This is a genomic window from Micromonospora sp. NBC_00421, from assembly GCF_036017915.1.
Taxonomy (GTDB): Bacteria; Actinomycetota; Actinomycetes; order Mycobacteriales; family Micromonosporaceae; genus Micromonospora.
This window is the reverse complement of sequence record NZ_CP107929.1, coordinates 2152568-2167568: the sequence shown is the minus strand read 5'-3', so window position 1 is coordinate 2167568 and position 15001 is coordinate 2152568. Positions and strand designations below refer to the sequence as shown.

Annotated in this window: 10 protein-coding genes; 2 read left to right on the top strand and 8 right to left on the bottom strand. The window is 74.4% G+C overall.

What is annotated here, in order from left to right; all coding sequences use genetic code 11:
• Nucleotides 1-7 precede the first annotated feature (7 nt).
• From OHQ87_RS09350 to OHQ87_RS09315, 8 genes are all read right to left on the bottom strand, one after another.
• The gene (locus tag OHQ87_RS09350) at nt 8-2188 is read right to left on the bottom strand and encodes an NHLP family bacteriocin export ABC transporter peptidase/permease/ATPase subunit (protein WP_328346918.1); all 2181 of its coding nucleotides are present in this window, start codon (nt 2186-2188) and stop codon (nt 8-10) included.
• Entirely contained in the window at nt 2185-2994 is an 810-nt protein-coding gene (locus tag OHQ87_RS09345) for a hypothetical protein (protein ID WP_328346916.1), read from the bottom strand. The genes OHQ87_RS09350 and OHQ87_RS09345 overlap by 4 nt, the downstream gene beginning before the upstream one ends.
• Nucleotides 2991-4448 carry a SagB family peptide dehydrogenase gene (locus OHQ87_RS09340; protein WP_328346914.1) on the bottom strand — a complete coding sequence of 486 codons (1458 nt, stop codon included), beginning with the start codon at nt 4446-4448 and terminating at the stop codon, nt 2991-2993. Before OHQ87_RS09340 ends, OHQ87_RS09345 begins: the two co-directional genes overlap by 4 nt.
• Before the next feature lie 75 nt (nt 4449-4523).
• Nucleotides 4524-6806, bottom strand: coding sequence for a TOMM precursor leader peptide-binding protein (locus OHQ87_RS09335; protein WP_328346912.1), 2283 nt, complete (start codon nt 6804-6806; stop codon nt 4524-4526).
• Between the two features lie 220 nt (nt 6807-7026).
• A complete protein-coding gene (locus OHQ87_RS09330; protein ID WP_328346910.1) occupies nt 7027-8037 on the bottom strand; it encodes a hypothetical protein in 1011 nt (336 codons plus the stop codon).
• Between the two features lie 150 nt (nt 8038-8187).
• Entirely contained in the window at nt 8188-11034 is a 2847-nt protein-coding gene (locus OHQ87_RS09325; protein ID WP_328346908.1) for an AAA family ATPase, read from the bottom strand.
• Between the two features lie 371 nt (nt 11035-11405).
• A complete protein-coding gene (locus OHQ87_RS09320) occupies nt 11406-12050 on the bottom strand; it encodes a DUF305 domain-containing protein (RefSeq protein ID WP_328346906.1) in 645 nt (214 codons plus the stop codon).
• Nucleotides 12051-12068: 18 nt separating this feature from the next.
• Complete coding sequence (locus tag OHQ87_RS09315; protein WP_328346904.1) at nt 12069-12851, bottom strand: lytic polysaccharide monooxygenase; 783 nt, start codon at nt 12849-12851, stop codon at nt 12069-12071.
• Nucleotides 12852-13089: 238 nt separating this feature from the next.
• Here OHQ87_RS09315 and OHQ87_RS09310 point away from each other — a divergent pair, with 238 nt between their 5' ends.
• Nucleotides 13090-14274, top strand: coding sequence for an MGDG synthase family glycosyltransferase (locus OHQ87_RS09310; protein WP_442930723.1), 1185 nt, complete (start codon nt 13090-13092; stop codon nt 14272-14274).
• The gene (locus tag OHQ87_RS09305) at nt 14271-14996 is read left to right on the top strand and encodes a polysaccharide deacetylase family protein (protein WP_328346900.1); all 726 of its coding nucleotides are present in this window, start codon (nt 14271-14273) and stop codon (nt 14994-14996) included. Before OHQ87_RS09310 ends, OHQ87_RS09305 begins: the two co-directional genes overlap by 4 nt.
• The last annotated feature ends 5 nt before the right edge of the window (nt 14997-15001 follow it).

The window sequence follows — 15001 nt, the reverse complement described above, 5'->3', positions numbered from 1 at the left end:
GCGCGGATCAGTGGTCCCGGACCAGGCGGCTGTACGCCCCGCCCCGCGCGACCAGTTCGTCGTGGGTGCCGCGTTCCACCTCCCGGCCCGCGTCGAGCACGACGATCAGGTCGCAGTCGCGGACCGTGGACAGCCGGTGCGCGACGATCAGACAGGTCGCCCCGCGTCGACGCAGGTGCCTGTCGATCTGGCGTTCGGTCTCGGCGTCCAGCGCGCTGGTGGCCTCGTCGAGTACCAGCACCCGGGGGTTGCGGACCAGCGCCCGCGCGATCTCCAACCGCTGCCGCTGTCCGCCGGAGAAGTTGCGGCCCCCCTCGCGTACGGTGCTGGCCAGGCCACCGGCCCGCGCGGTCACCTCGGCGTGCACGCAGGCGTCGGTGAGGGCGGCGTGCACGTCCTCGTCCGGCACGGTCAGGTCCCACATGGTGACGTTGTCCCGGACGGTGCCCTCGAACAGCCGCTGGTCCTGGTCGACCATGGCGACGGTGGCCGCCCAGAGCCCGTCGTCGACCGCCACCCGTTCGACGCCGTCCACGGTGACCCGGCCGGTCCACGGCCGGTACAGGCCGGCGACCAGCCGCCCGACTGTCGACTTGCCGCTGCCCGAGCGGCCCACCAGGGCGACCCGGGCGCCCGGGGGCAGGTCGAGGGTGAACCCGGACAGCAGCGGCTTGCCCAACGGGTGGTAGCCGAAGGTGACGTCCTCGATGCGCAGGTGCCCCTCCATCGGCGCGGCCGGGAGCGTCGGCGCGTCGTCGTCCGGCAACGGATAGCGCTCCACGTCCCGCAGCCGGTTGAGGTCGGCGCTCATGTCCTGCAACCGGGAGCCCAGCGCGGTGAGGTTGCCCAACGGACGGTTCATCGCGGCGGCCAGGCCCTGCATGCCGACCAGCACCCCGACGCTCATCGCCTCGGTCACCACCCGGTCGCTGCCCAGACCGAGCAGCACCGCCGTGGTCAGCGCGGCCAGCAGGGCCGGCAGGACGGACAGCACCGCGGTGGGCACCCCGAGCCGTTGCTGGCGACTGGCGACCGTGGCGTTGCGGGCGGCGAACCGGGCGGCGGCACGTTCCTCCTCACCACCGGCCTTCACCGTCTCGATCATCTGCACGGTGGTGTAGACGGCGGTGACCAGTTTGCTGCGGTCGGCCTGCAACCCGGCCACCGCCACCGAACGGGTCGCCGCGACGACCCGCAACACGGTGACGTTCAACCCGGCCAGCACCACCGCGCACCACCCGAGGACCAGGTCGTACTGGCACAGCAGGGCGCCGTACGCCAGCACCAGGGCGGTGTCGACGACGGTGGTGGCCGCCCGTCGGGTCAGCACCTCGGCGACCACGTCGTTGCCGCGCACCCGCTGGCTGAGGTCCGCGGCCTGCCGTTGGTCGAAGAACGTCGGCGGTAGTCGCAACAGATGTCGGAAGAAGCGGGCGGCGCTGGCCAACGCCAGCGCGGTCTCCGTGCGGACGGTCAGCCGCTGCTGCAACCAGCTGGCCAGGAAGGTCAGCACGGTGGCCACCGCCACCGCGGCGACCAGGCCGGCGAAGGCCGCCCGGTCCTCCTGGAGCAGCACCCGGTCGACGAAGACCCGGGCCAGCACCGGGACGGTCAACCCGACCAGGGCGATCAGCAGGCCGAGCAGGAGCATCTGCACGATCGCCGAACCGGGGCCACGCCAGCGTTCCGCCAAGGCCCGGACCATCCGGTAGCGGGCCCCGCCGGGCTGGAACTGCGGCCCGGGGCGCATGGTGAGCACGATGCCGGTGAAGGCGCCGTCGAACTCGTCCCAGCTCACCGCCCGGGGGCCGGTGGCCGGGTCGTTGATCCAGACCTTGCGGCCCAGCCCCTCCAGGACGACGAAGTGCTCGAAGCGCCAGAACAGCACCGCCGGCAGGGCCACCGTACGCAGGCCGACCAGGTCCATCTGGAAACCCTTGGCCTCCATGCCGTACCGGCGGGCGCCCTTGAGCACGGTGGCGGCGGTGGAGCCGTCCCGGCTGACCCCGCAGACCCGGCGCAGCTCCTCCAACGGTACGTGCCGGCCGTGGTGGCCGAGCAGGATGCCCAGTGCGGCGGCCCCGCACTCCACCGCCTCCATCTGGATCAGGGTGGGGGTGCGGACCCGCCGTCGGCGGATCCGGGGCCGCTGCGGTGCCGGGACCGCCCCGGTCGTCGGCGCGGTCACCGGCGCAGCAACCAGTCGATCGGGTGCTCCCGGGCGACGGTGAACCAGGCGGTGACCTCGCTTGCCGAGTTGAGTTGGAACGGCGGCGGGGCCTTGGTCCAGCGCAGGCCACCCGGGGCGGCCGGATCGGGTTCCAGGGCCACTGTCACCCGCACGACGCTGCCGTCGGCCAGCAGCCGCCGGACGTCCTGACCGGTGCCGAGGAAGGCGCGCAGCGACGCCTCGGTCTCCGGGAACGCGCCGACCGTGAGGACCCGCCCGGCCAGGGTGCCGAACACGTTGCGTGGCGCGGCGGCGGCGGCCACCTCGACGGGGACGCCCGGTTGCAGCAGCGGGGCGGCCACCGCGGGGGCGTAGACGACGGCCTGCAACGCGTCCCCGGCGGTGTCGAGACGTTCCAGGTCGGCCAGGTGGCTGCCGGGGGTGACGATCTCCCCCTCCGACACCAGCCAGGACACCACGTACGCGTCGCCGGGCGCGGTCTCCACCAGGATCTTCCCGTCGACGGTACGCAGGCTGTAGAGCGGGGTGCCCTTCACGACCCGCTGGTGCGGGGCCGCCCAGACCTTGGTGACCTGGCCACTGTCCAACGCGTCCAGGGCGGAGATGCCGTTGGAGTGGATCAGCACCCCGGCCGCCTCGACGGTACGGGGCACCACCGTACGCACCGACCAGATGCCGGCCACCACCACGGTGATCACCAGCGCGGCGGTGCCCAGCCAGCTCGGCACGGTGGTCAGCCGGACCGCCCGGTCCAGCTGCTCGGGGGCCTCCAGCTGCTGCAGCGCCTGCCGACGGAACTTCACGGCCGGACCACCGCCTCCGGTGCGTCGCCGACCGAGCCGAGCAGGAAGTCGGCCACGCTCGGCTCGACGAGCGGGTCGAGGCCGGACAGTTCGGCGAAGGCGTGCGAGTCGCCGGCACCGAGGGCACACGGGGCGAGGCCCATGGCGGTGGCGACGAGGTACATCTGGTGGGTCAGCACCCCGGCGTCCTTGAGGATCATGGCGTAGCTCATCCCTTCGTACTTCCACATCAGCCGCTGCACCCGGGCCGTGACGACCAGGACGAGCTGCGGTGGCCCGGTCATCGCGCCGGCCGCGCGGGCGTAGCCCAGCAACCGGTCGGCGGCCGGACCCCATCCGGCGACCGACTCCAGCCGGTGGCCGGTGGAGTCGTAGTGGTAGAGGCCCGGATCGAGGCCGGCGCACCGGCGCACCAGCGGATACAGCTCCAGTTCGTAGATCCCGCCGCCACCGGGGTAGGGGCGGTGCCCCACCTGCTGACCACCGGACTCCCCGGTCACCGTGGCGTGCTGCACCCGGTGCAGGAACTCGGCCAGCTGGTCGAGGGTGGGCGGGGCGGTGTCGTCGTGCCCGCGCACGCTGTGCCGGGCCGCGACGACCTGACTGAACGACGGATCGGCCTTGGCGATGGTGGCCAGGTCCGGCAGCGGCAACTCGATGGCCCGCCCCCCGTCGTACGGGCGCGGCAGCGGCTGCGGGGGGAACCGGTCCCGCATCCGGTAGGTGCCGCCGACCGGCAGCGTGTGCCGGCCCACCCGGGAACGGTGGTGCAGCCGCAGCTCCTCCGGCGACCAGTAGGCCAACGGTGCCTCGTCGACCTCGGCGGCGAACTCGGCGGCGGTGACCAGGATCCGCGCGGTGACCAGTTCGTCGAGGACCCGGCCGGCGACGTCGGGGGCCACGGCCAGGGACCGGGCCACCGTGTCCGGGCCGACGCCCTGCACCGCCGCGGCCAGCACCGCGCCGAGCGCCACGTCGACGCAGCCGACGGCGAGGGTGCTCAGCGGTGACGTGGCGACCAGCATGCCGCGTTCGTGTTGCATGGCGGCGAACCGGGACAGCCGGTAGCGGACCCCGGGGACGTGCCGGCGGGTCTCCGGCAGGCTGCCCCGCCCCAACCCGGTCGGCAGCAGTTCCACAAGCGGACGGTCGGCGACCTGGGCCCGACGTTCCAGCCAGGAGTGACCGAGCAGCCGGCGCAGCAGCAGCTGCGCGGGGAGCACCCGGGTCTCCCCCTCCAGGCTGCTGACCAGCCGGCCCACCTCGACGTCGCTGACCCAGCCGGCACCCAGTCGCAGCAGCAACGCCCGCCGGCTCATCCCGGGCTGCTCCAGCCGCAACCGGAACCGCCCCTGGCGCAGGGTGGCCGCACCGTCCTCGTCGAGCACCAGCTCCGCGTCCCGGCGCAGCCGGTACAGGTCCTGCACGGCCGGGCCGGTCAGTGCGGTGCTCACCGCGTCCGCCGGCCGGTGGCGTCCGCCGCTGTGGTCATCGTCGACTCCCCTCGTCCGGCCGGGCCGGTGGCCCGGTCAGAAGAACACGTTCAGCGGGTTGGCCGACCGTTCGTCGGCGGCCAGTGGGGTGCGGCCCAGCGCGGCCGGGACCTGCCACAGCCGGCCGGGGCCGAGCCGCCGCCAGAAGTGCCGCAGCCCCGGCACCACGACCTTCACCACCGCCAGCTCGACATCGGGTCGGGACTGGTCGACGACGATCACCTCCAGGCCGGCCCGTGCGGCGAGACGGACACAGACGCGGACGTCCTCGGCGACGTCCCCGGTGGTCAGCGGCGGGTGGTCGGCCAGGGTGCGGGCCGGTCGGGACGGGTCCGGGGTCAGCCAGGGCTGCTCGTCGACCCGGACGGTGCCGAACCAGCGGGCGCTGTCCGGGTCGTCGACGCCGTAGCGCAGCCGCCCACCGGTGGGGCCGGGCACCGCCGGCAGGAACTGGTTGACCTCGGTCAGCGCCCGGGTCAGCGCGACCCGTGCGTCGAGGTGCGCCCCGAAGCCGACGAGCACGTCCTCCGGCGGGCCGTCGAGCCGCCGGGACACCGCGGCGAACGCGGGTATCCCCAGGTCGGCGGTGAGGTCCAGGGCCCACAGCTGGCGGCCGAGCGCTGTGGCGTGATGGTCGACGCAGGCGGTCGTCCACGGGTCGACGAACGAGGCCAGGTCGACCCCGGGCAGCCGGGAGCGGTGGTACCACCACAGCGCCACGCTGTCGCGTTCGACGAGTTCGCAGAAGCCCTGCAGGATCGCCTCCGACAGGTGGGACCCGGCGGCGCAGCCGTTGGAGTCGGCCGCGCAGACCCCGAGGGTGGTCTGCTCCGGGTGGCCGTACCAGCAGTGCGCGGCGGGCAGTTCCCGGGCGACGCCGTGGGTGAGCGACCAGCCGGTGGTCCAGTCCAGTTCCCGGTCGTCGGGCAGCGGCCGGGGTACCCGGTGCAGGTGGCCCAGGTCCCGGTTGAGCCGGTCGGCGTCGGCGTACTGGCGGTCGGAAAAGAGCAGCAGGTCACGCAGGTGCACGGCGCGGTCCGGGCCGAGCTGACGGTAGCTCGCGCGGTGCACGGGGCGGTCGCCACGCCACACCCCGCACCAGCGTTCCACCGCCTCGCCGATGGCGCTGACCCGCGCCTGCACGTCGGTGCGGCCCTTGCCGCCGCTCTGCCCGCGCAGGTTACGACGCAGCCCGGCGAGCTGCCGGGGCTGGGCGAAGTTGTGCCCGGCCGAGTAGGTGTGGGTGACCCCGTTGTCCACGGTCTCCAGGCTGGTCAGTCGGCTGACCACCCCGAGGTACCGGCTGACGTGGTGGGCCAGCGCCCGGTACGTCTCGGCGGGGTCGCGGGTGCGGGAGCCGTCGGCCCGGCTGGGCAGGGTGCCGGCCGGGGGCAGCTCGATCCGGGGGTCGGCCTTGCCGACCAGGTCCGGGTCGCCGCAGGCCGGACACTGCGGCTGACGGACCAGGTGGTGGCTCTCGGTGCTCAGGTCACGGGTGTCCAGGGCGATCATCCGGCCGGTCAGCCGGGGCGAGCGGCCCCGGGTGGCCAGCACCGCGAGGTCGGCGGCGAGCAGTCCGGCCACCGCCAGGGCCACCCCGGGAACGACCGCGCGGGCGGCCGACGGCACCTCGCCGGCAGGATCCTGCCCGGTCAGGAACGCCGCCACCTGTTCGTTGGCCTCCCAACGCTGACGCAGGCAGGCCCAGCAGCCGGTCTCGCCGGGGATCAGGTGTGGACCGAGGAAGACCACGTTGCCGTGCGGGCGCAGCAGGGTCCAGGGCCGCCCGGCGGCCAGGTGCCTGTCGTTGACGGCGGCCAGCGCCGGGTCGAGCAGGGACGACGGGACGACCAGCACCGGATCCCGGCCGGTGGCCGGGTCCGCCTCGGGGGCGTCCGGCCGGGTGACCGTGACGGTGAGCCCCACCGTCCGCAGCGCCTCGGCGGTCTCGAACACGGTGGGGGCACCGAGATCGACGAGGGTGACCGTGCCGTACCGGGTCCAGCGCCGGCCGGCGGCCGGGTCGACGCCCCGGGCGTCCCAGCCGGCGGCCTCGGCGACCGGCACCCCGGACGGACCGGAGGCGAGCAGGCCGTGGCCGCGCAACCGGGCCAGGGCGGCGGCGACCGCGGCGACCGGGTGCCGGGCGGCCAGCCGGGCCACCACGTCGGCCAGCGGCGCGGTGCCGTCCAGGAGGTCGGCCAGGTCCGCCGCGACCGGGTCGTCGATGAGCAGACTGCGGGTCTCGCCCAGGACCACGAGGTGCCCCTCGGGCAGCCGTACGGGTACGTGGTCGGAGCGGAAACGCGGATGCCACATGGGTTCCTCCCCGCGCCGGCGCGACACCGGGGATCTCCGGCGGGGCGTCGCCGACGAGCACGGCTGCTGCCATCGTCACCGCCGACCGGCCGGATCCCGACCGATGCCACCGGTTTCAGCCGTCGGCGTGCTGCCCGGCACGGTCGCGTCGGAGGGCACGCCGACGACCGGGGGCACGGTGCTGCCACGAGCTGCCGGGAGGTCGGCGGAGCCGAACCGGTCAGCCGGCGGTGACGGTCAGCGCGGTGTCGTTGAGACCCAGCACCGAGGTGCCGGTGGTCTGCGCCGGGACGACGAGCAGGAACGTCTCGACCCGGGTGACCCGGATCCGTTTGCCGGCGATCGGGGCGCGCTTGCCGGTGGAGATCATGTCGGGGCTCTGCGGCATCATCCGCACCGTGGCCGGTCCGCCGGGCGCGGGGCTGAGGGTGTCGGTGGCGTACACGGTCAGGAAGGTCAGGGTTCCCTCGGGCACGGCGACCGCGCACTCCGACCACTCCGCCCGGTCCAGGGTGCGCGCCACCCGCGTACCGACCCCGGCAAGTTGTTGCTGGTAGACCTCCCAGCCGCCGGCGAACTGGCCGTCGAGCAGCGGGCCCGACGCGACAAGTGACCTGTTCCCGGTGCTCGCCCCGGTGGTGCGGGCGAACAGTTCCGCGGCGAGGACCTGCCGGCTCGTCTCGTCCACGGCGGTGCCCCCGGCGGTGGCCGGTCGGCCGGCGATGCTCCGGGCGGTGACCAGGGCGGGCTGGCTGACCTGGACGTTGTGGCTGAGCTTCCACCGGCCGTCGGCGTCCCGGACGAACTGGCTGACGTCGGTCGGGGCCAGCTCCGCCCCGGTCAACCGGAGGGTGGCGGTGGCCAGGAAGCAGCCCGGCTCACCCGGCGGTACGGCGAAAGCCGGGTTGACGTGTTGGAACGCTGGTTGTGGGCGCTGGTTGTGCTCGGCCCGGTGGATCGCCGCGATGCTCACGTCCAACGACGGCGACACCTCCTGGGTGCGCAGCGTCTGCACGTCACCGGAGACGGACGCGGCCGAGTCGGCCTGGTCGAAGGCGGTGAGCACGAGCGCGGCCCGGTCCGCGCCGAAGGCGGTGGTGGACGCGGCGGCCGGGGCGGCGGCGTCCACCGGTTGGTCGCCGCAACCGGCCAGGACGAGCAGCGTCACCACGAACGCGACGGTGGGTCCGGTACGGGCGCGCGGCCGCCGGACGGATCGTGTGCCCACCATGTCGTTCTCCGTCCGTTGCCGGATCGCGGGAATCGCGCCCGATGGATCGAGTATGTGAGCCGTCGACAGGCGGTGCCGGGTGCGGTGCGGCCTCATGGTGCGGCGCCCGGCGACGGCGCACCGGGCGGTGTCATCGGCACCGGGAACCGGTCACCGATCGGTGTCATCGAAGCGGGACACCCAGGCGACCAGACCGGAGCGGGACTCCACCCCCGCCTTGCGGTAGATCCGGGTCAGGTGCGCCTCCACGGTGCGGGGGCTGATGTGCAGCCGGCGGCCGATCAACCGGTTGGTGACACCGGTGGAGGCCAACCGGGCGATGTGCCACTCCCGGTCGGTCAGCGCGGTCTCGGCGAGCGCCCGGACCGGTCGGGCCAGCCGCAGACCGACCCGTTCGGTCCCGCAGCGCACGGCCAGTTCCAGCGCCCGGTGCCGGGCCCGGGCGGCGGGACCGCTCTGGTCCACCGCCTCGGCCGCCCGGGCGACCGCGACCAGGGCGAGGCTGTGCCGCAGGGTCATGCCGGCGGCCCGGAACCTGTCCGCCGCGGTGCGCAGGTACGGCATCGCCGCCACCACCTCGCCCCGGGCGAGCAACACCTCCCCGTACGCCGACTCGGCGAAGGCGCGCTGGCCGGGCAGACCGATCAGGTCGGCGGCGGCCAGCGCGGCCCGGGCCCGCCGTTCCGCCTCGGGCAGCTCCCCATCGGCCAGCGCGGCGGCGCAGAGCAGTTCGTGCCACATCGGACGCAGGGAGGCCTGCAGGCGGGTCAGCCCACCGTCGCCGCCGGCATCGGTGAGCATCTCCACGCAGGTGGCCGGGTCACCGGCGAGCAGCGTCGCGGTGGCCAGCGCGGTCGCCGCGGTACGTCCGGACCAGCTGTCCAGGTCGGTGGCGAGTTCCACCGCGCTGCGGGCCAGGGCCACCGCCCGTTCGTCGTCGCGGGGGCCGCCCCGCCAGGCGGTGGCCTGCGCCTCGAACGCCAGCGCGAAACTGAGCAGCGAGCGGCTGCCGATCCGGCGGGCGACGATCCCCGCCTCGGTGGTCAGCCCGATCACCGCGCCGAGCTGACCCCGGTGGTAGGCCACCTGGCTGCGGCCGAGCAGCAGCTGGCAGAGTCCGTCGTCGCGGTGCGCGTCGCGGACCAGGGTGATCCCCCGGTCCAGGTGCCGGGTGGCGTCGGCGGGCCGTTCCAGGAACAGCTCGGCCAGCCCGAGCGCCAGCAGGCAGTCGGGATGGTCGCGCAGATCCCGGTCGGGTAGTGCGTCGACGATCGGCGCGCCGGTGGCGAGCAGGCCACGGGCGAGGTCGACCGCGCCGTCGTGGGCGGCGGCGAGTCCGCGTACCGCGAGCAGGCTGGCCCGGTCGACGCCGCTGGCGTCCCCGTCGGGCGCTCCGGCGGGCATCGGCGAGGGGTGACCGGACAGGATGCCGACCGCGCCGAGTTCCGTGGCGAGCTGGTACGCCCCGGCGGTCGGCGTCGGTGTGCCGATCAGCTCGCGACGGCTGATCGCGGCGGCCTCCGCGTAGTTGCCGAGCAGTCGCTCCACCCGTACCCACAGGGCGACGGCGGCGGCCCGGCGGCCGGTCGGGTCGACGGGCAGCTCGGGGACGACCTCCCGCAGCAGCATCCGGCTCTCGGCGAGGTTCCCCGCCTCCCCGGTGATCCGGGCCAGCAGCAGGGTGACGTCGTGGCGGCTGTCCGGGGAGCCGGCCGGGGGCCGCAGTGCGCGCAGCGCGGTCCGCAGCCAGCGCACGGCCAGGTCCGGAGCGTCCCGGCGGATCTCCTGGGCGGCCCGGCAGAGTACGTCCACGTAGGGACCGACCGGCCGGTCGTGGGGCAGGGTGAGCAGCCGTTCGGCCTGCGCCACCCGCTCGGCCGGGGGCGCGCCCCGGGCGAGCAACGCGCTCAGCGCCCGGTGATGGGCCTCGACCCGCCAGGCCGGGTCGGTGTCCTGGGCGACCGCCGAGCGCAGTACCGGGTGCCGGAAGGTGAACCGGGCCGTTGCCGGGACGACCCGCAGCAGGTCGCGACGGACCAGCCGCCAGGCCGCCTCGTTGGCCGCCTGCGCCGGCAGCTGGGCCACCTCGGCGAGCTGATCCACCGCGCAGGGCGTGTCGCACACCGCCGCGGCCCGCAGACACACCGCGTCGGCCGGCGGTAGGCCGGCCCACTCGACGCGCAGCGTCGCGACCGTCCCGTCGGTGAGCCGGGGCGGGCCGGGCAGCCCGGCATCCCGGTCGGCGTCGACCGGTGCGACGCCTGCCAGCGCCGCGAGGTAGCCGGGGTTGCCGGCGGCCCGCTCGTGGTGTTCACCCAGTTCGGCCGGGCCGGCCTGCGGGTACAGCTCGGCGGTCTCGGCGAGACTCAGCGGCCCGAGCTCGATCCGGTCCCTACCCCTGCCTGCCGGGACGCCGGTGTCGGGCGGGCCGAACGGCATCACGGTGCCCGTCTGCCGGGGCCGGTAGACCAGGATCAGCAGCAACGGGGCCGGCACCGGGTAGCGCAGCAGGTGGGTGACGAGCCCGGTGGAGGAGGCGTCGGCCCAGTGCAGGTCGTCCAGGACGAGGGCCAGCCCGTCCCGGGCGGCCAGGGCGAGCAGCCGGCGGGCCAGTTGGTAGGTGCGGAACAGACGTACGTCGACCGGGCCGGCACCTCGGGGTACGAGCGCGTCGTCGGGTTCGGCCCGGCCGGCGGACAGCCGAGGGTCGGAGCGGGGTGGGCGGAGGGTGTCGAAGGCGTGTCGGAAGACGTGGAACGGAATGCCCTGTTCCGTCTCCACACAGGTGCCGACGACGCGGGGCAGGGCCGGGGCGCACCGGTCCAGCGCGGTGTGGACGAGACGGGTCTTGCCGATTCCCGGGTCGCCGACCACCTCGCACACCACCTGTGTCCCGGTGTGCACGCTCTCGGTGTGCGCGGCGCTGATGCGCGCGATCTCCGGTCGCCGCCCGACGAATGGTGGGCCGGACAGCGCAGTTTCCAGTCCAGCTGCCATCACGCAGATCACGTGCTTTCCCTGCGACACTCCAATGGGGATTGACGGGACTATACCGGTGGCCGGGGAATACGAGGAACATCGATGCGGGCGGGGTGGCCGAACGGCTCGGCCTGCTGGCCGTACGGGTGGCGGAATCGGCCGCTTCCGCTATGGCGACCGCCCCGCAAACCGATTCCGCCGGCAGTTCGGGCGACCGTCCGGTAACCGCGTGGGAGCTGTGGTGGCACCGGTGCTCCGAGTCGGGAAAACAGCTATTCGCGCGGTTCTCCCGACTCGGAGATCTGTCGTGCCGGGACTCCACCTGGCCGCGCTGCCGCCGCCCGCCCGCCGGACCCGGTGGGGTCACCGCCCCCATGGAGACCACCTGGTCAGGGCGTGGTCCGGGCGACCGGCAGCGCGGTGAGGAGCCGGATCTGCGCGGTACGGGACTCGTCGATGCGCCGGGCCAGGTCACGTACGGCCGGGGAGACCGCCAGCGGCAGGTGGGCGCGGGCCAGGTCGGCGGCCTGCCGTTGCTGGGGCACCAGCACCGCCACCAGGACGGCGTCGTAACCGGAGGCCGGGGTGCCCCGCAACCGGGCCACCGGGTCGTCGACGCCGGTCGGATCGGGGTGTTCGTGCCGGGGCGCGCCGTCCGCCGGGACGGCGGCCCTGATCTGCTCGCGGGCCCGGGTGACCTCGTCGGATTCGGTCGCGTCGACCGCCGCGACGAGGGTACGCAGTCGCGGATGGCGGATCCGCTCCGGTGCGACCCGGAGGATGGCCAGGGTCCGCTCCTGGTGGGCCGTCATCGCGTGCAGGAACACCAGGTCGAGCCCGCTGATCGCGGTCGGCGGGCCCGACCCGGTCGATGCCGGGGTGGCCGGGTGCCCGGCGGAGGTGCACCCGGCGAGCAACAGGGTGACCGCGACGACCACCACGGCCAGGCCCCGCACCACTGTCGGAGGTCGCGCCGCCGTCGGACGTCGGGCGGTCGCGGTGGGGCCCGGCATCGTGGTGGTCGCCCGTGACACGTCGCTCTCCCGGGCCGGTCAGACCTGGGTCCACAGGGCGGGCACGTACGGGGGTTCCCAGCCCGGGATGGCGGTGTGCGCCTGCCGGCACCGGTAGCTCACCGCCTGGTAGGTGACCAGGTCGCCGACCTGGTAGCTGCGGCCGGCGGTCCAGCTGCCGCCGACGGTCGGCGAACCGGTGGGGGTTGTCGGGGGCGGGGTGGTGCGGGTCGGGGTGGGTGTCGGACCCGGTGTGCGGGTCGGGGTGGCGGTGGGGCTCGGGGCGGCGGTGGGGCTCGGGGTCGGACCACCGCCGCCGATCTGCACGTCCACGCAGGAGTAGAAGGCGTTGGCGGTGTCGGCGATGTTCCAGACGGCGAGGATCTTCTGCCGACCGGAGAAGCCGCCCAGGTTGACGGTGTGCGCCACGGTGGCCTCGGGCTGCCGACCGCCCCCGTCGACGACACCGACCCGGGTGCCGCCGATGAAGTACTCCCAGTTGCGGGTGGCGTGCCGGGCGGTGTTCACCCAGGTGAAGGTGACAGTGCTGCCGACCGAGGTGGCGGGCCAGCCCCGATTGTCGTCGTCGAGGACGGCGAACTGGCTGATCCCGGCGCTGCAACTGCGCAGCCCCTTCGGGCCTTCGACGCTCTGCGGCTCGTACCGGATCTGGCCGCAGTCGGGCACCTTGCCCTGGGCGCAGAGAGCCTGGCGGCTGGGTGGGGCGGAGACGTAGCCGTGGGCCTGGGCAGGCGTGGCGAGGCCAAGGGAGGTGACGACGGCACCTGTCGCCACCAGGGGGACGGTGAGGGTTCGACGCATGGGAGCACTCCTCGACGGTGGGGGCGGCCGTCCGGACGGGCGTGGGCGGGCACCGGGGGACCGGGGCCGCCCGGTGAACCCGTAGCACTCGATCGGATCGACCTCGAACGATTGCCACCACGGTAAATTAAAGTTTGTTAACAGTAAAGCAACTGAACTGTTTTTCCTGCTCCCGCAACCGTCGACCGCACCCGCTGCCCGGAGACTGTCCCGCTCGTGGGCGGGTATCCGCGCTGGCATGGAGTGCCGAGGGCGGATACTCGTGATCTCGGCGGATGTCGGTGCCGGCCACGACACCGCAGCCGGCGAGCTGGCCCACCGGCTGCGGGAACGCGGTTTCACGGTGGACCGGCTGAACCTGCTGGACGTGCTGCCCCGACCGGTGCGCTGGGCGTTCCGCGAGGCGTACCGGGACATGCTGCGCTGGCTCCCCCGAGGCTACGACCTGCTGTTCGCCCTCACCGCCCGGTCCCGGTGGTCGGTCTCGGCGATCCGGGGTCTGCTGCGTCCGGTACGACGTCGGCTGGGCCGGACGATCCCACCGGACACCCTCGCCGTGGTGACGACCTACCCGTTCGCCAACCAGCTGCTCGGGCCGTTGCGCCGGCAGGGCCGGCTGGCCGTCCCCGTGGTCAGCTACGTCACCGACTTCGCGCTCCACCCGACCTGGGTGAGCCCCGGAGTGGACCGGTACTACGCGTTGCGACACGCTGAGCTACCCCCTTCCGACGATTCGGACGGGGTGCCGGTCACGACGGTGCAACCGCTTGTGTCGCCCGCCTTCGGCGGCGCGCACCGGACCGACCGGCGGCAGGCCCGTCGACGCTTCGGCCTGCCCGAGCGGGACCGGCTGGCGCTGATCGTCGCCGGCGCCTGGGGTGCCGGCGATGTCGAGACGACGGTCGCCGAGGTGGATGCCACCGGCTGGGCCCGCCCGGTGGTGGTCTGCGGGCGCAACACCCTGTTGTACGACCGGCTGCGGCAGGACTGGGAACACGTGTTCGGCTGGGTCGACGACATGGCGACGCTGATGCGCGCGGTGGACGTCGTGGTGGAGAACGCGGGCGGCCTGACCTGCCAGGAGGCGCTCTCCGCCGGGGTTCCGGTGGTCACCTACCGACCGCTTCCCGGGCACGGGCGGGCGAACGCCTCGATCCTCGCACGGGCCGGGCTGATCCGGCGGGTGTCGTCGGCGGCGCAGCTGCGGCCGGCACTGATGGAGACGACCGCAAGGCGAGACCGGCCCGCTCCCCCACCGACCGACCCGGTCGACGTGGAGGGGCTGGTCGCGGCGGTTGCCGCCGTACCCGGCGGAGCGGACGCGTACGACAGGCGTCGCCGGCGGTCCCCGCTCGACGTGCTCGGCGACGCCGTGGCCGTGGTCGTGGCCCTGCTCCAGTCGTCGTCCGGTGGGCGCCGGTGAGGCAGCGGACGGCAGGGCGGTGGGCGACCGGACTGGTCGCGCTCGGCGCCCTGCAGCTGGCCCCGGCGGTCACCGCAGTGCCGGCGCTGCGGGGACGTCTCCTGCACCGGCTCGACGGGGTGGGCCCGCCGGACCGGATCGCGCTGACCTTCGACGACGGCCCGGATCCGCAGTCCACGCCCCACTTCCTGGAGGTGCTGGCGGCACACCGGGTACGGGCCACGTTCTTCCTGCTGGGCGCGATGCTGCGGCGCTCACCCGAACTCGGCCGGCAGCTCGTCGCCGCCGGGCACGAGGTCGCCCTGCATGGCTGGGAACACCGCAACCTGCTGCTGCGCGGTCCGCTGGCCACCGGCCGGGACATCGCCGCCGGGCGAGCGCTGATCACCACCGTGACCGGGCGCACCCCCCGGTTCTTCCGTCCACCGTACGGGGTGTTGACCGGATCGGCGCTGCTCGCCGCCCGGCGGCTGGGCCTGCGGCCGGTGCTCTGGACCTGCTGGGGTCGGGACTGGATCCGCTCGGCCGACGCCGGATCGGTGCTCACCGAGATCCGGGGTGGACTCGCCGGCGGCGGCACGGTCCTGCTGCACGACTCCTCCTGCACGGCGGCGCCCGGTGCGTGGCGCTCGACTCTCGACGCGTTGCCATACCTGCTCGACGAGTGCCACCGACGGGGCTGGACGGTGGGCCCGCTCGGCAGTCACCTGGCCGGGGCATGATCGCC

Coding starts and splice junctions, on each gene's coding strand:
- OHQ87_RS09335 (WP_328346912.1), bottom strand. CDS start 6,806: ATGTGGCATCCGCGTTTCCGCTCCGACCACGTACCCGTACGGCTGCCC.
- OHQ87_RS09330 (WP_328346910.1), bottom strand. CDS start 8,037: ATGGTGGGCACACGATCCGTCCGGCGGCCGCGCGCCCGTACCGGACCC.
- OHQ87_RS09325 (WP_328346908.1), bottom strand. CDS start 11,034: ATGGCAGCTGGACTGGAAACTGCGCTGTCCGGCCCACCATTCGTCGGG.
- OHQ87_RS09315 (WP_328346904.1), bottom strand. CDS start 12,851: ATGCGTCGAACCCTCACCGTCCCCCTGGTGGCGACAGGTGCCGTCGTC.
- OHQ87_RS09310 (WP_442930723.1), top strand. CDS start 13,090: ATGGAGTGCCGAGGGCGGATACTCGTGATCTCGGCGGATGTCGGTGCC.